Annotated in this window: 25 protein-coding genes; 15 read left to right on the top strand and 10 right to left on the bottom strand. The window is 61.8% G+C overall.

The window, feature by feature from the left end:
• Positions 1-25 precede the first annotated feature (25 nt).
• Complete coding sequence (locus tag DFO46_RS07345; RefSeq protein ID WP_120276853.1) at positions 26-655, top strand: DUF1638 domain-containing protein; 630 nt, start codon at positions 26-28, stop codon at positions 653-655.
• A 7-nt stretch (positions 656-662) separates the two neighbouring features.
• Here the strand turns inward: DFO46_RS07345 and DFO46_RS07340 are convergent, their stop codons facing one another.
• Complete coding sequence (locus DFO46_RS07340; RefSeq protein ID WP_120276852.1) at positions 663-830, bottom strand: entericidin B signal peptide protein; 168 nt, start codon at positions 828-830, stop codon at positions 663-665.
• A 301-nt stretch (positions 831-1131) separates the two neighbouring features.
• Between DFO46_RS07340 and DFO46_RS07335 the strand changes: the two genes are divergently transcribed.
• The 8 genes from DFO46_RS07335 to DFO46_RS07300 all read left to right on the top strand — a co-directional run bounded on the left by DFO46_RS07335 (position 1132) and on the right by DFO46_RS07300 (position 8827).
• Positions 1132-1866, top strand: a complete 735-nt coding sequence (locus tag DFO46_RS07335) for a metallophosphoesterase (RefSeq protein WP_183041861.1) — start codon at positions 1132-1134, stop codon at positions 1864-1866.
• Between the two features lie 241 nt (positions 1867-2107).
• On the top strand, positions 2108-2755 hold the full coding sequence (locus DFO46_RS07330; RefSeq protein ID WP_120276850.1) for an exopolysaccharide biosynthesis protein: 648 nt from the start codon (positions 2108-2110) through the stop codon (positions 2753-2755).
• Positions 2756-2799: 44 nt separating this feature from the next.
• Positions 2800-3543, top strand: coding sequence for a formyl transferase (locus DFO46_RS07325; RefSeq protein ID WP_120276849.1), 744 nt, complete (start codon positions 2800-2802; stop codon positions 3541-3543).
• 98 nt (positions 3544-3641) lie between these two features.
• Complete coding sequence (locus DFO46_RS07320) at positions 3642-3944, top strand: virulence factor (protein ID WP_120276848.1); 303 nt, start codon at positions 3642-3644, stop codon at positions 3942-3944.
• Positions 3937-4536, top strand: coding sequence for a methylenetetrahydrofolate reductase C-terminal domain-containing protein (locus DFO46_RS07315; protein WP_120278174.1), 600 nt, complete (start codon positions 3937-3939; stop codon positions 4534-4536). The genes DFO46_RS07320 and DFO46_RS07315 overlap by 8 nt, the downstream gene beginning before the upstream one ends.
• A gap of 3 nt (positions 4537-4539) precedes the next feature.
• The gene (locus tag DFO46_RS07310) at positions 4540-5637 is read left to right on the top strand and encodes a methylenetetrahydrofolate reductase (RefSeq protein ID WP_110790490.1); all 1098 of its coding nucleotides are present in this window, start codon (positions 4540-4542) and stop codon (positions 5635-5637) included.
• An 83-nt stretch (positions 5638-5720) separates the two neighbouring features.
• A complete protein-coding gene (locus tag DFO46_RS07305; protein ID WP_110790491.1) occupies positions 5721-6683 on the top strand; it encodes a methyltetrahydrofolate cobalamin methyltransferase in 963 nt (320 codons plus the stop codon).
• Between the two features lie 110 nt (positions 6684-6793).
• Positions 6794-8827, top strand: coding sequence for an ASKHA domain-containing protein (locus DFO46_RS07300; protein WP_120276847.1), 2034 nt, complete (start codon positions 6794-6796; stop codon positions 8825-8827).
• 81 nt (positions 8828-8908) lie between these two features.
• Here DFO46_RS07300 and DFO46_RS07295 read toward each other — a convergent pair whose 3' ends face one another.
• From DFO46_RS07295 to DFO46_RS07285, 3 genes are all read right to left on the bottom strand, one after another.
• Complete coding sequence (locus DFO46_RS07295; RefSeq protein ID WP_183041860.1) at positions 8909-9724, bottom strand: lipase family protein; 816 nt, start codon at positions 9722-9724, stop codon at positions 8909-8911.
• A gap of 540 nt (positions 9725-10264) precedes the next feature.
• Complete coding sequence (locus tag DFO46_RS07290) at positions 10265-10609, bottom strand: hypothetical protein (protein ID WP_120276845.1); 345 nt, start codon at positions 10607-10609, stop codon at positions 10265-10267.
• A gap of 428 nt (positions 10610-11037) precedes the next feature.
• Entirely contained in the window at positions 11038-12438 is a 1401-nt protein-coding gene (locus tag DFO46_RS07285) for a PLP-dependent aminotransferase family protein (RefSeq protein ID WP_245422526.1), read from the bottom strand.
• Between the two features lie 64 nt (positions 12439-12502).
• Here DFO46_RS07285 and DFO46_RS07280 point away from each other — a divergent pair, with 64 nt between their 5' ends.
• On the top strand, positions 12503-13237 hold the full coding sequence (locus DFO46_RS07280) for a pyridoxamine 5'-phosphate oxidase family protein (protein WP_245422525.1): 735 nt from the start codon (positions 12503-12505) through the stop codon (positions 13235-13237).
• Positions 13238-13288: 51 nt separating this feature from the next.
• Here the strand turns inward: DFO46_RS07280 and DFO46_RS07275 are convergent, their stop codons facing one another.
• From DFO46_RS07275 to DFO46_RS07260, 4 genes are all read right to left on the bottom strand, one after another.
• Entirely contained in the window at positions 13289-13771 is a 483-nt protein-coding gene (locus DFO46_RS07275) for an SRPBCC family protein (protein ID WP_110790496.1), read from the bottom strand.
• Positions 13768-14079, bottom strand: coding sequence for a metalloregulator ArsR/SmtB family transcription factor (locus DFO46_RS07270; protein ID WP_110790497.1), 312 nt, complete (start codon positions 14077-14079; stop codon positions 13768-13770). The genes DFO46_RS07275 and DFO46_RS07270 overlap by 4 nt, the downstream gene beginning before the upstream one ends.
• 101 nt (positions 14080-14180) lie before the next feature.
• A complete protein-coding gene (locus tag DFO46_RS07265; protein ID WP_120276842.1) occupies positions 14181-14615 on the bottom strand; it encodes a thioesterase family protein in 435 nt (144 codons plus the stop codon).
• Positions 14616-14713: 98 nt separating this feature from the next.
• A complete protein-coding gene (locus DFO46_RS07260) occupies positions 14714-15610 on the bottom strand; it encodes a LysR family transcriptional regulator (protein ID WP_110790499.1) in 897 nt (298 codons plus the stop codon).
• Between the two features lie 111 nt (positions 15611-15721).
• Between DFO46_RS07260 and DFO46_RS07255 the strand changes: the two genes are divergently transcribed.
• From DFO46_RS07255 to DFO46_RS07245, 3 genes are all read left to right on the top strand, one after another.
• Positions 15722-15922: a hypothetical protein gene (locus DFO46_RS07255; RefSeq protein WP_110790500.1), complete on the top strand. Its 201-nt coding sequence runs from the start codon at positions 15722-15724 to the stop codon at positions 15920-15922.
• 74 nt (positions 15923-15996) lie between these two features.
• On the top strand, positions 15997-16230 hold the full coding sequence (locus tag DFO46_RS07250) for a hypothetical protein (RefSeq protein ID WP_110790501.1): 234 nt from the start codon (positions 15997-15999) through the stop codon (positions 16228-16230).
• Between the two features lie 319 nt (positions 16231-16549).
• Positions 16550-17575: a GlxA family transcriptional regulator gene (locus DFO46_RS07245; protein WP_110790502.1), complete on the top strand. Its 1026-nt coding sequence runs from the start codon at positions 16550-16552 to the stop codon at positions 17573-17575.
• Between the two features lie 278 nt (positions 17576-17853).
• On the opposite strand, the gene DFO46_RS07240 is transcribed toward DFO46_RS07245, so the two are convergent.
• Positions 17854-18696, bottom strand: a complete 843-nt coding sequence (locus DFO46_RS07240) for an alpha/beta hydrolase (protein WP_147412746.1) — start codon at positions 18694-18696, stop codon at positions 17854-17856.
• Positions 18693-19592 carry a choline ABC transporter substrate-binding protein gene (gene choX / locus DFO46_RS07235; RefSeq protein WP_110790976.1) on the bottom strand — a complete coding sequence of 300 codons (900 nt, stop codon included), beginning with the start codon at positions 19590-19592 and terminating at the stop codon, positions 18693-18695. The genes DFO46_RS07240 and choX overlap by 4 nt, the downstream gene beginning before the upstream one ends.
• A 166-nt stretch (positions 19593-19758) precedes the next feature.
• Between choX and betI the strand changes: the two genes are divergently transcribed.
• The gene (betI, locus tag DFO46_RS07230; RefSeq protein ID WP_120276840.1) at positions 19759-20343 is read left to right on the top strand and encodes a transcriptional regulator BetI; all 585 of its coding nucleotides are present in this window, start codon (positions 19759-19761) and stop codon (positions 20341-20343) included.
• Between the two features lie 209 nt (positions 20344-20552).
• Positions 20553-21446, top strand: a complete 894-nt coding sequence (locus DFO46_RS07225) for a GGDEF domain-containing protein (protein ID WP_120276839.1) — start codon at positions 20553-20555, stop codon at positions 21444-21446.
• The last annotated feature ends 39 nt before the right edge of the window (positions 21447-21485 follow it).

Below are 21485 nucleotides of genomic sequence, written 5' to 3'. Positions count from 1 at the left end.
CTGTAAGGGTAACGAGTGGATTGCGATGGAACAACGCGCGAAGTCCGAAAAAGTTCACGTGATCGCATGCGGTGCGATCGCGCGTGAGATTCTTGCGGTCAAAGCCCTGAACGGCCTTGATCATCTCACGCTCGAATGCCTGCCCGCCATCTGGCATGTCACTCCGCAAAAGATCGCACCTGCGCTTCGCGACAAGATCGCCGAGGCCCGTGCGTCCGGTCATGACAACATCTTCCTGGGGTATGCCGAATGCGGCACACAAGGCGAGATCGACACGATCTGCGCCGAGGAAGGCATCACCCGCCTCTCCGGCCCGCACTGCTACGCCTTCTTCACCGGCACGGAAAAATTCCTCGCCGAATGCGAAACGGAGTTCACCGCCTTCTACCTGACGGATCTCATCACCCGCCAGTTCGAAGCCTTCGTCATCGAGCCGCTGAAGCTCGACCGCCATCCCGAACTGCGCGACATGGTCTTCGGCAACTATACGAAGGTCGTCTATCTCGCCCAGACCGAGGACGCCGAGCTGCAGGCCAAGGCCAAATGGGCGGCCGACTATCTGAAGCTGGATTACGAATACCGCTTCACCGGCTATGGCGATCTCGATCCAGAACTGACGGCCGCCGCCCGCAACACGGCTCCCGCCGCCGCCTGACCCGCCGTCACTTCACCGATCTGGCGACATTGCGCCCGGCATCCTGCGTCGCATCGACCACGCCGCCGATATCCTTGCCCACACCGCGGATGGTATTGCCGCAGGCAGAGAGCCCGAGCAGCAGAGAAAGCGCCAAGATGGCACGCGCACAGAGGTTCAAAGACGGATAGGCCATGACGAATCTCCCCGATCAAGCGGCAATGGAACGAAAATCGCTCGCAAAGGATCAGGGAGAAATCAAGGCAGGGTGGTAGGCTGATATCTCAGCGTGGCGATACCGGCTCGAACCGAATGCTCAGACGTGTCCCCGTCGCTTGGGCGACGACGTCTTGGCTGGAATGGGCCAATTGCGGACATGGACCGATTTGCTGCTAACAGTCGTTTCACGCCATGTAGCTGGATCGATAGGTTCACCAGGATGTTTCGAAGAAAGCGACGCGGCGTTATGGTCCAACAACAAATTTTGGAGGTGCATAATGATCGTCGCGCAGCTTTCTGATGTTCACGCTGCACCCGGCAACGATAACATGTCGCGTCTGACGTGTGCGGTATCATGGCTTGCAGAAGTCAAACCCGATGCCGTGGTCGTATCGGGAGACCTTATCGATGGAGGATGGACGGAAGGATATGCGCAAATCGAAAGTTGCCTTAATGCGCTGAATTGTCCAGTTCTGGTGGTGCCAGGAAACTCAGACGATCGACGTGCGCTTAGCTCGGCTTTCACGCATCGCCACGGTCAGGTCGACAACTGCGAAGCGGTCCATTTCATGGCGGAGTTTGGCGCAATTCGATTGGTAGGATTAGACACTAGCCTCTCTGGATCGGCGGGTGGTGACGTCGCCCAACATCTGGACTGGTTAAAACAAGTTCTGGATTTGCCCGGAGCACAATCTACGCTCATCTTCACCCACCACCATGTCGTGCCATGCGGGATTCCGCCGATTGACGCGGTGATCGCGCACGGGCGAAAGGAGTTAGGTGGGCTGTTGGAACAGCGATCGCGCGGGCAGTTGGCAATCTCGTCGGGTCACGTACACAGACCTATGAGCGCGATGCTGGGGCCAATTCCTGCTCACATCTGCGGTTCGATCTGCGCGGCAAACCCCCTATGGTTCGGAGGACCCAGCATTCCTACCGTGAATGATCCACCTATGATTATGATCCATCGGTTCGCTGCCGATGGACTGGTCAGCAGCCACGTAGGGATCTGAAGAGCAACCTCGGGTCGACTGAGGTTCTAGGGTTACGGCATTCACCCAGCCTACCCCTCTCATCTCATAGCCTCGACCGTTCGCATGTAGATCCAGCGCCCCTGCACCGTCCCTGCAGCATTCCTTCACGATCCCTTCACCATCCGCCCATATCCCCATCTGCGCCGCCTCCAACTTAATTGACCCGTAATCACCTCCCGCCACACTCGGGGCCAGGTCAACAAAACCAAGAGAAGCAGACATGACCGACAGGGCAGAAACATGGGTGGCAGGTCTCGCCACTGCACGTGACCATTATCAGCCGGAAAATCTCTCGGACCTTCTGGTGCGGCTCGCTCGCACCCGGGACCGCAAGGTGACGATCCGCGACATCGCGATTGCCCTGCAGGACCGCTCCTTCGGTGCCTTCCTCCTGGTCTTTGCCCTTCCCAATCTCGTGCCGCTGCCGCCCGGCAGCACCTTCATCCTCGGTCTGCCCCTGGTCTTCGTCGCCTGGCAGATGGCCGCCTCCCCCGGTGGCCGCGTTTTCTTCCCCGCGCGCATCGGCGACTACGGCGTGCAGCCGGAAACTTTCGAGGCCATCGTCAACCGCCTCGTCCCCTGGATGCGCTGGGCCGAAAAGCTCGTCATCCCCCGCTTCTGGCTGTTCGAAAGCCGTTTTGCCGAGCGCCTGATCGGCCTCCTCGCGCTGATCCTCGCGATTGTCGTTTTCCTGCCCATCCCACTTGGCAACTGGCCGCCGGCCTTTGCGCTCGCCGTCCTCGGTTTTGCCCATTCGCAGCGCGACGGTCTCGGCGTGCTCGTCGGCGGCATCATCGGCCTCCTGTCGCTCGCAGTCGCCGGCTTCGTCGTCTACACCGCCTTTGCCGTCGTCGCATTCGTCATCTGATGCGTGTCAGGCATTCCAGACCCGAGAGCCGCCCGGTCCTGTTGATGACCGCCGGCGGCCTCAACCCGACCATCGTCGCAGCCGACCTCGCGCGGCGGGGCTTCGACATCCATGTCCTTCTGGAACAGCCGGAAGGAAAGGGCGAGATTACCCGCCGCCGCGCCCGCAAACTCGGCTGGATCACGGCGCTTGGCCAGCTCGGCACCATGATCGCCGCCCGCCTGCTTCGCCGCTTCGCCAACCGTCGCGTCACAGAACTTCTGACCGCCCATGGCCTAGACAAAACCCTGCCGGAAACGGTCCCGATCCACCCCGTCACCTCGATCAATGCCGAAGAAACCGCAGCCCTCGTCGCGCAACTGAATCCCGCCGCCATCCTGCTCGTCTCCACCCGTCTGATGTCGCCGCGCCAGCTTGCCGCCATGCCCTGCCCCGTCATCAACTTGCATGCCGGCATCAATCCAGGCTATCGCGGCCAGATGGGTGGCTACTGGTCGCTCCGCGAAAACGACACCGCAAACTTCGGCGCCACGCTCCACCTCGTCGATGCCGGCACGGACACCGGCGGCACGCTCTACGAGGTGCGGACACGTCCGTCCAAGGGCGATTTCATCTCCACTTATCCGCTCGTTCTCACCCTCGCCGCCCTCGATATCACCGCCCAATCGGTCAGCGATGCCCTGAACGGCACGCTCCGTCCTTACCCGCCCTCCGGCCCCTCGGCACTACGCTTTCCCCCGACCCTCTGGTCGTGGATCGGACACGGCATCGTCAGCCGAATCTGGTAAAACGGACCCAAGTCGTTTTTGGCGACTTGCGACGTCGTGAAAAGCGCAGTCCGGCGAATGCCCCCCGTGCATTCTGGCCTGCAAAGGGAGAGAGTGGCATGGCAGACAGGATCGTCGTTTATTGGCGCGATATTCCAGCGCAGGTGATCGTCAAGCAGGGGCGCAAATCGGCCAAACGCGAGCTCTCGCTGCGTTTCACCGAGGCCATCGACATGGCCGCGATGCGCACGGGCGCCGCTGAAACCGACGCCTATCTCGCCGACTGGCGCAAGGCCGATCCGGTTCCCGTCGGCGACGACCTCGAAGCCGAGGCAGAAGCCGCTGCCGCCGAAATCGAAGCCGCCTATGACAAGCCCCGCCTCGTGGCCCTGGTCCATGCCGGGGGCCGCGACAATGGGTGAACCCAAGCTCGTCGACCCCGGCCCGCCGAAAAAGGGCAACGCCGCCCCGGCTGCCAAGGCCGCAACCGGCGCTTTCACGCCCTCGGGCGTGTCGCCCAACCGCCGCGCCCGCCGCTCCTATACCATCCGCCTCTGGGCTGTGCGCCATTCGCGCTTTCTCGAATGGTTCTATCGCAATTTCGCCAGCGCCTTCCTCTTCCTCCATCCGGTCTGGAAAAAGCTCGGCTACAACAGGGTCGAAACCCCGGTCACCTTTGTCGAGCGCAATGTGAAGGGCCTGCTGTTCGACTGTCGCATGTGCGGCCAGTGCGTTCTGTCCTCGACCGGCATGTCCTGCCCGATGAACTGTCCCAAGCAGCTGCGCAACGGCCCCTGTGGTGGCGTGCGCGCCAACGGCAACTGCGAAGTCGAACCCGACATGCCCTGCGTCTGGGTCCAGGCCTGGAGCGGCTCGCGCAACATGGTCGCGGGCGATGCGATCCTGAAGGTGCAAAAGCCAGTCAACCAGTCGCTGCGCGAAACATCCTCCTGGCTGCGGGTGACGGCAGAAGCCGCTGCAGAGCGGGAAAAGTATTCGGCAAAGGAAGCCTGAGCCATGGCCCATATCGACGAAAACCCGCTCGGCGCCCATCTCCCACTCGATCCTCTGCCCGGTCATTCATCCCTGGGGCGCCTGGAACGTGTCTTGCGGCGTGGCGAATTCGCCGTCACAGCCGAACTCAATCCGCCCGACAGTGCCGATCCGGAAGACGTCTATGAGCGGGCAAAAGTCTTCGACGGCTGGGTCGATGGCATCAACGCGGTCGACGCGTCCGGCGCCAATTGCCACATGTCCTCGGTCGGTATCTGCGCGCTGCTCACCCGCATGGGCTACGCCCCGATCATGCAGATCGCCTGCCGCGACAAGAACCGCATCGCCATCCAGGGCGACGTGCTGGGTGCGGCCGCCATGGGCGTCGCCAACATCATGTGCCTGACCGGCGACGGCGTGCAGGCCGGCGACCAGCCGGGCGCCAAGCCCGTCTTCGATCTCGACTGCATGTCGCTTCTGGAAACCGTGCGCACCATGCGCGACGAGTCGAAATTCCTCTCCGGCCGCAAGCTGACCACACCGCCAAAAGTCTTTCTCGGCGCCGCGATCAACCCCTTCGCCCCGCCCTATGATTTCCGCCCCTATCGTCTCGGCAAGAAGATCGAGGCCGGCGCGCAATTCGTCCAGAGCCAGTATTGCTTCGACGTGCCGATGTTCCGCGATTACATGGCGAAGGTCCGCGACCTCGGCTTCCACGAGAAATGCTACATCCTCGTCGGCGTCGGTCCGCTCGCCTCGGCCAAGACCGCCAAGTGGATCCGCTCCAACGTGCCCGGCATCCACATTCCGGACCATGTGATCGCCCGCCTGGAAGGCGCGCAGGACCAGAAGAAGGAAGGCAAGCAGCTCTGCATCGACATCATCAACGAGGTGAAGGAGATCGAGGGCGTCTCCGGCGTGCATGTCATGGCCTATCGCCAGGAAGAATATGTCGCCGAGATCGTCCATGAATCCGGCGTGCTGAAGGGCCGCCAGCCGTGGAAACGCGAGCATGCCCGTGCCGATGACATCGCGGCCTTGCGCATGCGCGAAATCGGCGCCGATCCCGTGCAGGACCAGCAGGAAATGGCTGCCAAGGCCGCCCAGCCCCAGCCGCACTGACGACACCCCATTGCATTTTCCCGGCACCTGCCGGCACATCCCATTCAAGCCGCGCAACAGCCGGCACCGACCGGAGGACTGAAATGACCCGCACCATCGTCGCATCCGCAACCCGCGAAATCATCATCGGCTTCGACCAGCCCTTCTGCGTGATCGGCGAGCGCATCAACCCGACGGGCCGCAAGAAGCTTGCCGCCGAGATGATCGAAGGCAATTTCGACACCGTCATCAAGGATGCGCTGGAACAGGTCGCCGCCGGCGCCACCATGCTCGACGTCAATGCCGGCGTCACCTCGGTCAACCCCAACGAAACCGAGCCAGGCCTCCTGGTCAAGACCATGGAAATCGTCCAGGGCCTGGTCGACGTGCCGCTCTCGATCGACTCATCCGTCACTGCCGCCATCGAGGCCGCCCTCAAGGTCGCCAAGGGCCGCCCGCTGGTCAATTCCGTCACCGGCGAGGAAGAAAAGCTCGAGGCCATCCTGCCGCTCTGCGCCAAATACAACGTGCCCGTGGTCGCCATCTCCAACGACGAGACCGGCATTTCCATGGATCCGGATGTGCGTTTCGCCGTCGCCAAGAAGATCGTCGAACGCGCCATGGATTACGGCATCAAGCCGGAAGACGTCGTCGTCGACCCGCTGGTCATGCCGATCGGCGCGCTCGGCGATGCCGGCCGCCAGGTCTTCGCCCTGCTGCACCGCCTGCGCAACGAGCTGAAGGTCAACACCACCTGCGGCCTCTCCAACATCTCCTTCGGCCTGCCGCACCGCCACGGCATCAATGCCGGCTTCATCCCCATGGTCATCGGCGCCGGCATGACATCCGCCATCATGAACCCCTGCCGCCCACAGGAAATGGAAGCCGTCCGCGCCGCCAACGTCCTGAACGGCACCGACCCGAACTGCGGCAACTGGATCATGACCTACCGCGACCACAAACCCGCCGAAGCCGGCGCCCCCGCCTCCACCACCGCCCCGGGTGCGGCCTCCGGCCGCCGCGGCGGCCGCGCGGCGCGGGCCGGTTCCGGCGCTGCGACGGAGTGAGGTTGCGCACCACTCTCCCCCCCTTGTGGGGGAGATGTCACGAAGTGACAGAGGGGGGCACCCCCCTCGCAACAGATGAGGGAGACGTCCCTCGAAACTGAAAGACCCTGATGACCGAGACCACCGATCCCCTCGTCCTCTTCATGCCCTCGGGCAAGCGTGGCCGTTTCCCCGTCGGCACCACGGTGCTCGAAGCCGCCCGCACGCTCGGCGTCTATGTCGAAAGCGTCTGCGGCGGCCGCGCCACCTGCGGCCGCTGCCAGATCGAGGTCCAGGAAGGCCAGTTCGCCAAACACGGCATCACCTCGTCGAACGACCACATCTCGCCCGTCGGGCCGAAGGAAAAGCGCTACGCCGAAGTCCGCACCATTCCGGAGGGCCGCCGCCTCTCCTGCTCGGCCACGATCCAGGGCGATCTCGTCGTCGACGTTCCACCGGATACCGTCGTCAATGCCCAGGTCATCCGCAAGGCCGCGACCGACCGCACCTTCCCGCGCAATCCGGCGATCCAGCTGTGTTATGTCGAGGTTGACGAACCCGACATGCACAAGCCGCTGGGTGATCTCGACCGGCTCAACCTGATGCTGGAAAAGGATTGGGGTTTCCACGACATCCTCGTTGCCCAGCATCTTCTGCCCGATGTCCAGAAGACGCTCCGCAAGGGCAACTGGGGCGTCACCGCCGCCATCCACCGCGACCTCGACACCTCGCGCCCCAACATGATCGCGCTCTGGCCGGGCCTCCACAACGAGGCCTATGGCATCGCCTGCGACATCGGCTCGACGACGATCGCCATGCATCTCGTCTCGCTGCTCTCAGGCCGCGTCATCGCCTCCTCCGGCACGTCGAACCCGCAGATCCGCTTCGGCGAAGACCTGATGAGCCGCGTCTCCTATGTGATGATGAACCCCGACGGCCGCGAGGCCATGACCAAGGCGGTCCGCCAGGCGATCAACGATCTGACCATCAAGGTCTGCGCGGAAGCCGGCGTCAATGCAAACGACATCCTCGATGCCGTCTTCGTCGCCAATCCGATCATGCACCACCTTTTCCTCGGCATCGACCCGACCGAGCTCGGCCAGGCGCCCTTTGCGCTCGCCGTCTCAGGCGCCGTGCACACCTGGTCGCGCGAGATCGATCTGGCGATCAACCACGGCGCCCGCGTCTACTGCCTGCCCTGCATCGCCGGCCATGTCGGGGCCGATGCCGCCGGTGCGACGCTCTCGGAAGGCCCGCATCGCCAGGACAAGATGATGCTGCTCGTCGATGTCGGCACAAACGCCGAGATCGTGCTCGGTAACCGCGAGCGCACCGTTGCCGCCTCCTCGCCCACAGGCCCCGCCTTCGAAGGCGCCGAAATTTCCTGCGGTCAGCGCGCCGCCCCCGGCGCCATCGAACGCGTCCGCATCGATCCTGTTACACTCGAACCTCGCTTCAAGGTCATCGGCGTCGAGCAGTGGTCGAACGAGGCCGGTTTTGCAGAAGCCGCCGAAAAGACCGGTATCACCGGAATCTGCGGCTCGGCCATCATCGAAGTCGTCGCCGAAATGTATCTCTCCGGCGTCATCTCCACCGACGGCGTCGTCGATGGCGGCATGGCCGCGAAAAGCCACCGCATCCTCGAAAACGGCCGCACCTTCTCCTACCTCCTGCATGACGGCGCCCAGAAGATCACGGTGACGCAAAACGACGTGCGCGCCATCCAGCTCGCCAAGGCCGCCCTTTATGCCGGCATCAAGCTCCTGATGGAAAAGCTCGGCGTCGAAACCGTCGACACCATCCGCTTCGCCGGCGCCTTCGGCTCCTTCATCGATCCGAAATACGCGATGGTGCTCGGCCTCATCCCCGATTGCGAGCTCTCGGAGGTCAAAGCCGTCGGCAACGCCGCCGGAACCGGCGCCCTGATGGCCCTCCTCAACCGCGACTACCGCCGCGAAATCGAGGACACCGTCACCCGCATCGAAAAGATCGAAACGGCGCTGGAGCCCCACTTCCAGCAACTCTTCATCGACGCCATGGCCCTGCCGAACAAGGTCGATCCGTTCCCGAAACTGGCAAGTGTGGTCACGCTGCCGGAGCGGAAGGTGCTGGCGGAGGGCGATGGTGAAGGTGGTGGACGGAGGCGGCGGAGGAGCAGGGAGTAAGTATGAAATTGGCAACTATTGCGGGATTGGTCTCGCAAATATTGGAAATCCACTCATTACACTGTTTCTATGCTATGAAGGCTACTTCTGCAGATTGAGCCGCTTTTTGATCGAATCGGGGAGTGGCCTTCCGGCGTGTGCGTAAAGGGCGGCGACATACCGCGCCATGCTATGGTCTGGCTTGATGGAAAAAGGAGTTCGAAGCGCTAGGGGAAGTCTGCGTAGCCAACCAGCATCAACAAACAAGCCTTGCTCAGTTAGCCAGTATTCCCTTCCGACATGCTGATAGAAAAGTGGTGGCGCAAATGGAACTGCATCATTGGCATGCACAATGCGTGTGATTGGGAAGTCTAGTCTACCGACGAGGCTCTTAAATTCTCCCAAACCAACGGCGGGCGCGCCAAAGGTCACGACTTTAAGACGCGAGCGTGTCTCTGGTCGTGCGAGCGCCAATTTGACGGCAAAGAGAGTTGCAATGGCTCCACCAAGTGAGTGCCCAGTGACCACAATATGGTCTACACTGGAGAGCAGCCTTTCAATACGGGCAAAGATCGAAGAGAGCGCTGTGGTACCGGTTGTTTTGTCTTCATAGTAAAGCGCTTGCTGGAAGCCTCTATGAACGAGGGGATGTTCGTCCTGTGGCCCATGCATAGAGGTGGGAAAGCATCGGACGTTAGAGATGATCCAGTCAATGCATTCTCGGGTTCCTCGAAAGATGATCACTGCGGAACTATCGTTCGACATTACTCGGCAATATCCTCGCCCTAATGAGCCATGGATAATATTCTGACTAGTTAGAACCGCATTCAACAGCGACATTTTTTTGTGATTTATTGGACTACTGTAGCTCGCAAGCGAGAGCTTAGCGAGCTCTATCCACTCATCCACTTCAGTCACCAATTGCTCCGTCATCAAACTAACAAGAAAGACGATGAGGAAACATTAGAGTAAATCGGCAGAATTACAACTCTGGAGCGCAGGCATTTTTCTATGCGAAATACAGCCACTGTGCTGATCGTAGACCGACAGCCGAAAACTTGGCAATCTAACCCTGCTAAGGAAACGACCAAATCTGCGCACATCAAAGCATATTTCAGAACGCCCCTCACCCCAAAATCCCCGAGAAATCCTCTATAATCTTCGCCAGCGCCTCCGGCTTTGCCCCACGCACCGACCTGCAAAACATCACCTTCAAATTCATGAAGCCGCAAAAGGCGAGGATATGCCACCTCAGCACCTTCACCCAGCCATTGCCTTAGATCCATTTGAGCAAGAGGGTCGGCATATCCGAGGTGACGACACGCGCCCTGTCCGACGACGCAGGCAACTGACACGCTATCGAGTCACCTCACAGCAGCAATTCTGATAAAAGATTGATAAAACAACACCCACCCCGTCGGTCGACGGGCGCACACCGCAAACTCCACGAACCCCCACTCACCTGCGCACCGAGTCATCACGTGCGAATTCTTCGGCAAGTTCATCCCAAATCATATGCCGGAGAGGTGTTCGGGAAAACGATTTGAAAGAATCTCTATACCCTCCAAGCTTCTGCACAATCCGAAGGCTTGACGAAAAAGCAAACATCGCGGCGAAAACAAATATTGGATATATCAGAAACAAGGTCATTTTGACGAACGTCATGTACATGAAATCCAATTCTGACAAGCGTTCCTGCTGAAAAGATGCCAACAACAATCCGAAAAAATACAGCAAAACGACGAAAACGGCGAAAAATACAGACAAAATTCGCAGGACATACAAATTTTTCTGGCGAGTCATGTTAGCCTCATCTGCGAAGATCACAAGTTCGGATTTTACGACGATCCCAGATCTTGCGCAAGCAATCAGGATTTACCATCCGGTGAATTGGCCACCTGAGCTTGAAACCTTGTAGTCAAAACGCGACTCATCCCATAATTCTCTCTGCCGCCTCCACAATCTGAGGCAGCGCCTTGCCCGCTATAGACTGGAATCCGAAGCCCGGCATGAGCAGCCGGTCGAAGAGGCGGACATCTCCCCCACAAGAGGGAAGACTGGCCAAACCGCCTGCCTGTCGCCCGCCTCTGGGGTTGCCAAGGGAGCGGCATACGCGACGCCCCACTCTCCCCCCGTGTGGGGGAGATGTCGGCGAAGCCGACAGAGGGGGGTACCCCACGGTACCGGCCCCGCCATGAGCAACACGCCAGGTTCAGACCCCGCCCCGCGCCTCAAAGCCCGTCCACAAACCGCCTGGCCGCCTCAGCCAGCACCTGCGGCTCGAACCCGGAGAAGCCGATGACCAAACCGCGCCGATCGGCAGGTCCGGCATAGAGCGGTGACAGGGCCTTCGGTCCGAAACCGGCGCGGATTGCCTGTTTCGCCAGCGTCACATCATCGGCGCCCGCAGGCAGTTCCGCCAGGAGATGCAGACCCTGTTCGGGTGGAGACACAGAGAGCGGGCTGCCCGCAAGCGCCTCCACCAGCGCATCCCGCGCCGCCTTCACCCGCTTGCGCGCCCGCTTGATATGCGCCGAAAAATGTCCGTCGCGCAGAAATTCGGTCAGCGCATCCTCTGCCAGCGTCGAGGGAAAACGATCCGTGAGCCGGCGAATGGTCAGGATGCGCTCACGCAAGGCGCGGGGTACGACGAGATAGCCGATCCGGAAACCCGGCAGCAGGGTCTTGGAGAAGGTGCCGACATAAATCACCCGGCCCGAGCCATCAATGCCCTGCAGGGCGCTGAGCGGCGGGCCGGCAAAGCGGAACTCGCTGTCATAGTCGTCCTCGATGATATAGGCACCCGCCCTCCGCGCCCAGTCGATCAGGGACAGCCGCCGGGCCATCGAAAGCGTGACCCCGAGCGGATATTGATGCGACGGCGTCACATAAACGGCCTTGGCAGCCGGTGCCGCAGCCATGCCGGCGGAGACGTCGATCCCCTCCCCATCCACGGGCACCGGGGTGATGGCGAGACCGGAGGCTTCGAACACATCACGTGCCGCAACATAACAGGGATCCTCGATCCAGACGGGATCGCCCGGTTTCAACAGCGTCCGCACCGCCAGATCCAATCCCTGCTGCGTGCCCGCCGTCATGATCACCTGATCCGGTTCACACACAACCCCGCGCGCGGCCTTCAGATAGGCGGCGATTTCCACTCTGAGCGCCAGGCTGCCCGCCGGATCATTGTAGTGAAAATGCCGCGCCGAAGGCTGCGTCAGATGCCGGTTCATCAGCATGCGAAAAATCCGAAGCGTCGTCTCGTCCGCCGTCGAACAGCCGAGTGCGCCGGGAAGCGGCGCCCGCGCCTCCTCCACCACGATCGGCTGCGCCGGCGGCGCGGCTTGCCGGAGCGGCACGGCGTCGGCCACATAGGTCCCGGCCCCCACCCGCGCCTCGGCAAAGCCGTCCGCCACCAGCATCTCGTAAGCCGCAACGGCTGCACCGCGCGACACGCGGAAGCGGCTGGAAATGTCCCGCGTCGTCGGCAGCTTGTCGCCGGGCCGCATCTGGCCGCTCTCGATCAGGTCGCGCAGCGACCGGTACAGCGCCAGCCGCCGCGGCCCCTGCGCCGGCAGGATGGGGGTGTTGGCCGACCAGTCGGAATTGGTTCGAGGTTTTTGCATCATCATGGATCTTCTTTGGACCAATCATGTCGCTTATCCCTGCGCCATCCGAATCCAGGAGGCAAGCATGAACGAACGTCCAGCACCCGAAACCTTCCCCGTCACCCCGCGCAACCGGGCAAAGCGCCTGCATGAACGCGCGGCCTACGACCGCGACGCCGTCTATGCCGTGCTCGATGCTGCCCTCCTCTGTCACGTCGCCTATGTCATCGACGGCCAGCCCTATTGCACGCCGACCATCCACTGGCGCGAGGGCGACTGGCTGTTCTGGCACGGCTCCTCGGCCAGCCGCATGCTGAAAAACCAGAAGGCGGGTTTGCCCGTCTGTCTCACCGTCGCCCATCTCGACGGCCTCATCCTCGCCCGCTCCGGTTTCCACCATTCGGCCAATTACCGCTCCGCCATGTGTTTTGGCACGGCCCGGATCATCGACGATCCGCAGGAAAAGGCCGAGGCCCTGAAATCCGTCGTCGACCGCTTCTATCCCGGCCGCGCCGATATTCTGCGCGAAAACGATCCGCAGGAAGCCAAGGGCACCATGGTCATCGGCATGCGCATCGAGGAAGCCTCGGCGAAGATCCGCTCAGGCGGCGTCTCCGACGACCCGGCCGATATCGACGCTGCGGTCTGGGCCGGCGTCATCCCGGTCGAAACCCGTCTCGGCACGCCCGAAATCTGCCCCAAGGTGCCGGACGGTGTGACCTATCCCGACCACCTCGCCCATTTCCAGGACGGCCGCCGCCTCGACGAGGTCTTGACGCAGAGCCAGGCGCTTTATGAAAAGGCCCTGGAACGCTCCTGATGGAGCCAGACATGGCGGCAAGCACGGCCGCCATGTCTCATCAGATTGAAATCAGCCACGGCCGGCAAATTCCGCATAAATAGCCAGCAGCCCCGTCCAACCGCCTTCGGCCTCGAGGATCGACCGTGTCCGCTCCGCGGCAGCGCCGAAGTTCTCGATCAGCCGGTGTTCGAAATCGACCTGCGTCTCCGTCTCTGACAGAGCGGTGAACACCACCTCCACCTCGGTCAACAGGTCTGGATCGAAGACCCAGTCGCCATTGAGCTGCCAGGACAGCACCAGCCGCCCCGGTCGGTCGAACACCAGCACCCGGCCCCAGTCGCACTCCTCGCCGCCATTGCCGATTTCGTACCAACGCCCGCCGGCAAAGGGCTCGATGACAACAGTCTTCGCCCCGCTCTTGGTCAGCGAATGCGTCTTCAGCCACCAGTCGCCCATGCCGGCGGAAAACACGTCGAAGGCCCGCTCGCGGCTTGCCCTGACGGTGAATCGTTTGACGATCGGCGCGGGCTTGATCTGCAAATGCTCGTTCATACGTCGTCCCCTTCCTCGACGGCGCGCTGAAAGGCCGCCAGTTGCTGATCCCAGAATTGGTCAAGCCAGGCGCGCAACGGCCCGAGCCCGTTCGGGTCGATCGCATAGATCCGCCGCCGCCCCTCCGCGCGATCTGTGACCAGCCCCGCCTCCTTCAACACCTTCAGATGCTGCGACACCGCCGGCTGCGACACCGGAACGACACGCGCGAGATCCGCAACGGTCTGCGGCCGCGCCGCGATCTTCTCGAAGAGATCGCGCCGCGTATCGTCGGCCAAAGCCTGAAGGGTCCTTAAATGATAAGCCATAACTTATCATAAGCATGGACTTATTATTTTGACAAGGGCATAAAATGGGGCGGCGCATCGACCGATACCCGCCCTGGAACCTTAGCGAGAGTCCTGCGGCCCTATTCCGCCCGCATCCACCCCTCAAGCTTCGCCCGCTGCTGATCGGAAAACGCCTGCGACTTGCGCGTCGCCTGGTCGAAATGCACCACCACTGTCTCGGCAGACGCACAGAGCCTGCCCGCCTGAAACACCGCTTGGCTCATGGTAACCGACGACCGCCCGACACGCGTCACCCGCGTGCCGATCTCGACCGTGCCCGGCCACAGCACCTCGGCGATATAATCAATGTCCAGCTTGGCGAGCACAAAGGAAAAGCCGTCCTCCAGCAGCGGATCCTCTGGATTGTAGATCAGCTCCACACGCCCCGTTTCCATGAAGGTGGCAAAGACGGCATTGTTGACATGCCCCTGCCGGTCCGTGTCGCCATAACGCAGCTTGTCGTAAGCCTGGCCGACAAAATCCTCGAGCCTGACCACCTTCGTCTCATCCACCATGCGCACGCAAATCCTACTGCCTACTGCCTATTGGCCATCATTCATTTCGGCATTTCCCTAATTTCAGAAATCGCCAAACACTTACCAAGCCCGCCCGCTCACGCCGCCATGCCGATCATCTCGGAAAAGGCATAACGCACGCTGTCGGCCACCGCCTGGATCGTCTCTGACGTCTCCTTGCCGGTCAAAAGCCTGACCTCGAAGGATCCGAGCTCCGGCAACCCGTGTTTGGCGCCCAGCGCCGTCATGTCGTCGGTCAGATAGCTTCGCGGGAGCGGCGCCACCGCCAGATCGGCAATCACGGCCGCGCGCTGCGCCATTGTATGGGCCGAGAGATAGGCGATGCGATAAGGCCGCCGGTCCTTGTCGAGCCTGGCCAGCGCATCCGCCCGCCAGCAGCAGCCATCCTCCCAGATCGACACGGGCAGCGGATCGCGCAAATGCGCCGTGCCGCATTTCGCCCCCGCCCAGACCAGCTGCTCCTGGTGGATCACCTCTCCGTCATGCACCACAGCACCCGGCGCGCAATTGACCAGCGTCAGATCCAGCCGCTGCTCGGCCAGCCTGCGCCGAAGCGCGCCCGAGGTATCGACCGTCAGGTCCACCATGATCAGCGGATAAAGCTCGGCAAAACGCCTGAGGATCGTCGGCATGAAACGTTCACCGATATCGTCGGGCGCCCCGAGCCTGACGACGCCCTTCATCTCCGGCATGCGAAACCGCCCGACCGCCTCGTTGGACAAGGCCAGCATCCGCCGCGCATAGGGAAGCAGCACCTCGCCGCTTTCCGTCAGCGTCACCGAGCGCGCATCGCGCAGGAAGAGCGTCACATTCAGCTGCTCCTCCAGCTTCTTGATCTGCATCGAGACGGCTGACGGCGTGCGAAACACCCGGTCGGCAGCCGTGGTGAAACTGCCGGTCTCGGCGATCGCGACAAATGTCCGCAGAACGTCGTTGTCGAGAAGCGGAAGCGGCTGGCGCAGCATGAGCGTCATGGCGGATGACCTTCAACAAAATTGAACTTGAAGACGATACTATTGCGTTTGATTGAATGTCAATCGGGGCGCATGCTTCTCCGCACAGTCCAGGAATAGAGGAGCCGCCCCATGCCGCAACCAGCCTTCACCGCTCTCGGCGCGAGCCTTACCAAGGCCATCGCCCACACCCGCAATCAGGCGACCCTGCGCGCCACGAAGCGCGAATTGGCGCCGCTGACGCCGGCCCTGCGGGATGATCTCGGCCTCACCCGCCTCCGGCAATTGATCACGTTTCAGAATGACAGACATCAGAAACATTCGTTGGATTGATGCATCAACCTGAGCGATATCTCACTCCGGCCCCGAAGCAAGGATGAAGACAGGGCCGCCAGGAACCGAAAAGGATGAAGACCATGACCATGGTTTGCTGCGATACCCCGATCACCCGCACCGCCCCCGCCGCCACCCTGGGCGCCATGGCGCGCCGCGCGGCCGGCCGCCTCGCGACGAAACTGAATGGTCTCGCCCGCACCATCGCCGAACACCACCGCGCGCGTCGCGACCGGGCGGCCCTCGAAGCCCTGCCTTTCGATCTGCGCAAGGACCTGGGCTGGCCAGCGGGCGACACCGCCCGCTGACCCCGATCCACCGCTTGGCCATTTGCGCCGCGGCCGCCCCGCCGCGTCGCAAATGGGCGAAAGCCCGGACCCGTCCGCCTGCCGCCGCCAGCCCGCGAAGCCATTGCATTTCAACGATCTGCCGTCCTGACGATCATCAAGCCCTGGTTCACGGCGTCGCAGCCTGAAAATCGCAGGAAAATGTCGCGCCGCAGCAAGCCCGGACGCTTCCACGGCGCGCGATTTCATGACAATGTCGCGAAACGAACATCCCCTCGACCGTTTCCAGCCGAGCATGCCAGAAAACAAGGGAACGGCAGCAAGGACACCGGGCACATCCATGAGCAAGCAACCGACGCAGACCAAGAAGCGTTCGCTCGTCTTCTTCCTCGTACCGCATTTCACGCTTTTGCCCTTTGCCGGCGCCATCGAGACGCTGCGCATCGCCAACCGCATGCTCGGCTACGCCGCCTATGAGTGGCGCCTCGCCTCCGTCGATGGCCAGAAGGTCTATTCCTCCTCCGGCATCGGCATCGAGGTGAATTCCTCGCTCGCCGACGAGCGCCGCTTTTTGGGCGGCGAAAACCGTCCGAACATGGCGATCGTCTGTTCCGGCATCTATGTCGAGGAGTTCAACAACAAGTCGGTCAATGCCTGGCTGCGCGAGGCCTATAACCGCAACGTCGCCGTAGGCTCGCTCTGTACGGGCGCCCATGTGCTGGCCCAGGCCGGCCTGCTCAATGGCAAGCGCTGCGCCATCCACTGGGAAAACCTGCCCGGCTTTTCCGAAACCTTCCCCCAGGCGGAAGTCTATGCCGACCTCTACGAAGTCGACGGCAATCTCTACACCTGCGCCGGCGGCACTGCCTCGCTCGACATGATGCTGAACCTGATCGGCCAGGATTTCGGCGAAGGCCTCGTCAATCGCGTCTGCGAACAGCACCTGACCGACCGCGTCCGCTCCGCCAACGATCGCCAGCGCTTGCCGCTCCGGGCTCGCCTCGGCGTGCAGAATTCCAAGGTTCTGCAGATCATCGAGCTGATGGAAGCCAATCTCGCAGAACCCCTGTCGCTCCTCGAGATCGCCGACGACGCCGGCCTCTCGCGCCGCCAGATCGAGCGCCTCTTCAGACAAGAGATGGGCCGCTCCCCCGCCCGCTACTATCTCGAAATCCGCCTCGACCGCGCCCGCCACCTGCTGGTCCAGTCCTCCATGCCCGTCGTCGAAGTCGCCGTCGCCTGCGGCTTCGTCTCCGCCTCCCACTTCTCCAAATGTTATCGCGAACTCTACAACCGCTCCCCCCAGCAGGAGCGCGCCGAGCGTAAGCTGACGATGTCGAGCAATCGGACGGGGGTTGTGGTGTAAGCCACGCGCCACAAAGGGCGCACCCAGGTTAAGCCCTCCCCCTTGTGGGGAGGGTTTGGGAGGGGCCTTACCCCGATCACCCACCTCACCCAGAGAGAAACGGCTGCAAAAAACAACGTCACCCCTCATCCTGAGGTGCCCGCCCAAGCGGGCCTCGAAGGACCGAGGCAACATCCCCCACAATCCTTTAAGGGTCGCCGACCCGCCCACCTCACGATAAGGGCTGGTCGTTTCCGCGTCGACGGCAGCGATCAGGACCGGCTCTGGCGACCGACCTGTTAAATGGCAACGTCGAGGACCTGAGCGTCGCCATCCCGCGCGGTCAGCCACTGTCTGATCAGGCCTGCGACCCGTTCCGGCGCCTCCCAGTGCGGATTGTGCCCGCTGTCGGGCAGCCTCACAATCCGGGCGTCCGGCAATACCTGGCAGAGCGCATTCCCATGGCGGGCATCGAACAAGTGGTCGAGGTCTCCGGCGATCGAGAGCAGTGGTGCGCGGATGCCGCCGAGACCCTCGCGCAGATCCGTGCTCTCCAGCATGTCGAGATAATGCCGCCAGATCCGTGCCGGCATGCGCACAGCCTCGGCCTTCACCATCTCGAGAAATTGCGGATCGAGTGCCACGGGTCCGGCATACCACTGCGTCAGAAAGGGATCGGACATGGCGACCGGGTCGGCGAAATGGCGGATCGGCGCCAGCGATGACAGCCCCCCGAGATTGGGATACGGCGTTCCCGCCAGAATCACGAATTTCGCCCCCGGCCAGACCTCCCGTCTTGCGATCTCGAGCGCAAGCAGTGAGCCGAAGGAATGCCCGACGACCAGCGACGGCACCACATCGAGGGCACGCGAGACCGCCATCATATCCTCGACCAGCGTCGAAAGATCGGCCCTTTCATCCTCGTCGCTGTCGCCATGCCCGGGAAGATCGGGAATGACAAGGCGAAGCCCGGCCAGATGCGGCGCCAGCGCCTGATAGCTGCGGCTTGTGTCGGTATAGCCGTGCAACAGCAGGGCAACATCGCCCTCGCCGCCGGTATCGACGACAGCGAGGTTTCGACCCGACGCCAGGCAAACAGTCCGTTTGCCAAGGCGCCAGGCATCCATGGTGGTTGAGCTCAAAGTTTGAGACCCTGACGCACAGCGTCGAGCCCCGGCTTGCCGTCGAAGGTGGTGACGCCTGACAGCCAGGCCTCCAGCCTCTTCGGCTCCTCGGTGATCGCCTTGGCGGCCGCATCCTCCGGCGCCAATCCGTCCTCCATCAGATATCCCATGCCCTTGTTTTCGAATTCGATGTCGAATTTGAGGTTTTGCAGCAGGCGCGCCACATTCGGGCATTCCTGGGCATATCCCTTGCGCACCTGCGTCGAAACCGTCGCGGCACCGAAATTCGGTCCGTAGAATTTGTCCCCGCCGGTCAGATATTTCATGTCGAATTGCGTGTTCATCGGATGCGGCGCCCAGCCCTGGAAGACGATGAAGCTGTTCTCCTTCACGTGCCGCTGAACTTCGGCAAGCATGCCCTGTTCGCTCGATTCCACCACTTCCCAACTGGAAAGCCCCAGAGACGGATCATCCAGGGCATCGAGCATCAGCTGGTTGGAGCCGGGCTCGATGCCGTAAAGCTTGTGGTCGAACTTGTCGGCAAATTTCTGCAGATCGGCGAAATCCTTGACGCCAGCCTCGTAGACATAGGACGGGACCGCAAACGTGTATTTGGCACCTTCGAGATTGACCGTAACCGGTTCAACCGAGCCCTCCTCCAGATAGGACTTGGCATAGGTGATCATGGCCGGATCCCAGTAACCAAGGAAGACATCGAGATCCTTGTTCTTCAAGCTGAGATAGATCACGTCGATCCCCAGCAGGGAGGACTGCGGCGCGTAGCCGAGCTGCTTCAACAGCGTCATTCCAACGCCGGTGGTAAAGGCAAGGTCGTTCCAGCCTGGTTCGGCCAGCCGAACCGTCTGACAGCTCTCAGGCTCTGCGGCCCGGACGCTGCCGCCAAAGACCGTCATCGACAAAAATGCGGCAAAGGCGGCATGCCTCGGCGTGAATATGCGTGTTGTCCTCATTGCGGCTCCCCTTGTATTGTACCGTTGGTCATAGAGTTGACCAGTCGGTCAACTCTTGATCTTTTCAGTTGACCTGTCAATGAGAGGCAAGCGTCGGAGAGGTGGGGCCATGGTAAAACTGTCGAGGATCAGCGAAATCCGCCGCAAGGAATTGCGCCAGGCGGCCTATAGCGTTCTGCAGACGGAAGGGCTCGCCGGAACGACGCTGGAAAAGGTGGCAGCCTATGCAGGCGCATCGAAAGGCATCGTCCTCCACTATTTCCGCAACAAGGAAGAGCTGTTCGAGCATGCCATGCGCGAGGCCAATGCCGCCTTGCGGCTGGCGGTGGTTGACCGCTTGCGCCAGGCCCGCAACCCGCGGGAAAGGGTCGAGGCCATCATTCTCGGCAATTTCGAAGAGGAATTCTTCAAACCCTCGATCAGCCACGCCTGGCTGTCGCTCTGCGCCGAAGTCCCGCGTGAACCGCAGCTGGCCCGCCTTCAGGCAGCCTTTCACGCCAGAATGCGCTCGAACCTGCTGTCGGCCCTGAAAGAGCTTGTCGATCGCCCCGACGCTGAACGACTGGCCCTCGGCATCAGCGCCTTGATCGACGGCTTGTGGCTCAGAATGGGTCTTGATCCCGCCTCGGTCACACGCGACAGCGCCTTGGCCCAGACCCTGAATTACCTGGACCTTCATCTTCCCCCGAAGTGACCGTGCCTTCAGCCAGCAGTCTCCAGAGACACCGCCCCCACCACGGCGAAAGCAACATTCGCGGCAAAGGACGTGCGGCTTCATTTAGGAAGTTGAAATACATCCGTGACAGTGTCGAAGCCAAGGGAACCCGAAGCGGAAGACGGCGCCGATTTCTGCATTCGACGCATCGGCTCGGGATCACATGAATACAGGTGGAGAGCGGTGTCGTGTTTACGCAGCAGCAATTGACGGCAATCCTGTCATCGCTTCCCGATCCCGCCTTCATCCTCACGCGCAGCGGCCGTTACGCCGAGATCTTCGGCGGCAAGGATGCCCGTCACTATCACGATGGCAGCGCCCTGATCGGGCTCAGCATCTTCGACGTGCTGAAGGAAGACAAGGGCCGCTGGTTTGCCGCCGAAATCGGCAAGGCACTGGATTGCGGCGTTCTGCATATCGTCGAATATGAACTGTCCGGCAGCGACGTCAAAGGCGCCGGCGACGGCCCCTCGGCGCCGATCTGGTTCGAAGGGCGCGTGCAGGCGCTCCCCTTCAAGGTGGACGGCGAGGATGCCGTCGTCTGGGTGGCGAGCAACATCACCGAGAAGAACGACGTGCAGCGCAAACTTCGCGAACAAAGCGAAACCGATGCGCTGACAGGCCTCTACAACCGCCGCAAACTGATCGAAACCCTGGATCACCGCATGCAGATCTTTGCCCGCGAACAATCCCAGACCTCGGTCCTGGTTTTCGACCTCGACAATTTCAAGAGCCTGAACGACGAACGCGGCCACCACGCCGGCGATTCAGCCCTGATCGAGATCGCCCGGCTCTGCCGCGAGAATTTGCGCCAGGATGACGTGATCGCCCGCTTCGGCGGCGACGAATTCGTCATCGTGATGCCGGACCTGCACCGCAACGATGCGCTCGAGATTGCAGACCGATTGCGCGAGCGGGTCCCGGATGTGTTGCGAAAGAGCCTGAGCTACGAATCCACCATCAGCGGCGGCGTCAGCGAGTTCAGCCAGCCGGACCGGTTTTCCAGTGATATCCTGAAGCGGGCCGACGAGGGCCTGTATTTCTCCAAACGGTCAGGCCGCAATCGCGTCTCGGTCCGCTGATCCGCGGCCGCGCTGCTGCTGGAAATCCCGAACCGAACG

The sequence above is a fragment of the Rhizobium sp. AG855 genome (assembly GCF_003610655.1).
GTDB classification, from domain to species: domain Bacteria; phylum Pseudomonadota; class Alphaproteobacteria; order Rhizobiales; family Rhizobiaceae; genus Allorhizobium; species Allorhizobium wuzhouense.
The sequence above is the reverse complement of the archived record's forward strand: the minus strand, read 5'-3'. Positions and strand labels throughout refer to the sequence as shown.

Bases quoted from the DNA above. Each gene is read 5' to 3' on its own strand.
- DFO46_RS07330 (WP_120276850.1), top strand. From the start codon at position 2,108: ATGACCGACAGGGCAGAAACATGGGTGGCAGGTCTCGCCACTGCACGT.
- DFO46_RS07290 (WP_120276845.1), bottom strand. From the start codon at position 10,609: ATGACTCGCCAGAAAAATTTGTATGTCCTGCGAATTTTGTCTGTATTT.
- DFO46_RS07275 (WP_110790496.1), bottom strand. From the start codon at position 13,771: ATGAACGAGCATTTGCAGATCAAGCCCGCGCCGATCGTCAAACGATTC.
- DFO46_RS07340 (WP_120276852.1), bottom strand. From the start codon at position 830: ATGGCCTATCCGTCTTTGAACCTCTGTGCGCGTGCCATCTTGGCGCTT.
- DFO46_RS07280 (WP_245422525.1), top strand. From the start codon at position 12,503: ATGAACGAACGTCCAGCACCCGAAACCTTCCCCGTCACCCCGCGCAAC.
- DFO46_RS07260 (WP_110790499.1), bottom strand. From the start codon at position 15,610: ATGACGCTCATGCTGCGCCAGCCGCTTCCGCTTCTCGACAACGACGTT.
- DFO46_RS07245 (WP_110790502.1), top strand. From the start codon at position 16,550: ATGAGCAAGCAACCGACGCAGACCAAGAAGCGTTCGCTCGTCTTCTTC.
- choX (WP_110790976.1), bottom strand. From the start codon at position 19,592: ATGACGGTCTTTGGCGGCAGCGTCCGGGCCGCAGAGCCTGAGAGCTGT.
- DFO46_RS07255 (WP_110790500.1), top strand. From the start codon at position 15,722: ATGCCGCAACCAGCCTTCACCGCTCTCGGCGCGAGCCTTACCAAGGCC.
- DFO46_RS07285 (WP_245422526.1), bottom strand. From the start codon at position 12,438: ATGATGCAAAAACCTCGAACCAATTCCGACTGGTCGGCCAACACCCCC.
- DFO46_RS07335 (WP_183041861.1), top strand. From the start codon at position 1,132: ATGATCGTCGCGCAGCTTTCTGATGTTCACGCTGCACCCGGCAACGAT.
- DFO46_RS07270 (WP_110790497.1), bottom strand. From the start codon at position 14,079: ATGGCTTATCATTTAAGGACCCTTCAGGCTTTGGCCGACGATACGCGG.
- DFO46_RS07320 (WP_120276848.1), top strand. From the start codon at position 3,642: ATGGCAGACAGGATCGTCGTTTATTGGCGCGATATTCCAGCGCAGGTG.
- DFO46_RS07345 (WP_120276853.1), top strand. From the start codon at position 26: ATGGAACAACGCGCGAAGTCCGAAAAAGTTCACGTGATCGCATGCGGT.
- betI (WP_120276840.1), top strand. From the start codon at position 19,759: ATGGTAAAACTGTCGAGGATCAGCGAAATCCGCCGCAAGGAATTGCGC.
- DFO46_RS07250 (WP_110790501.1), top strand. From the start codon at position 15,997: ATGAAGACCATGACCATGGTTTGCTGCGATACCCCGATCACCCGCACC.
- DFO46_RS07300 (WP_120276847.1), top strand. From the start codon at position 6,794: ATGACCGAGACCACCGATCCCCTCGTCCTCTTCATGCCCTCGGGCAAG.
- DFO46_RS07310 (WP_110790490.1), top strand. From the start codon at position 4,540: ATGGCCCATATCGACGAAAACCCGCTCGGCGCCCATCTCCCACTCGAT.
- DFO46_RS07325 (WP_120276849.1), top strand. From the start codon at position 2,800: ATGACCGCCGGCGGCCTCAACCCGACCATCGTCGCAGCCGACCTCGCG.
- DFO46_RS07315 (WP_120278174.1), top strand. From the start codon at position 3,937: ATGGGTGAACCCAAGCTCGTCGACCCCGGCCCGCCGAAAAAGGGCAAC.
- DFO46_RS07265 (WP_120276842.1), bottom strand. From the start codon at position 14,615: ATGGTGGATGAGACGAAGGTGGTCAGGCTCGAGGATTTTGTCGGCCAG.
- DFO46_RS07305 (WP_110790491.1), top strand. From the start codon at position 5,721: ATGACCCGCACCATCGTCGCATCCGCAACCCGCGAAATCATCATCGGC.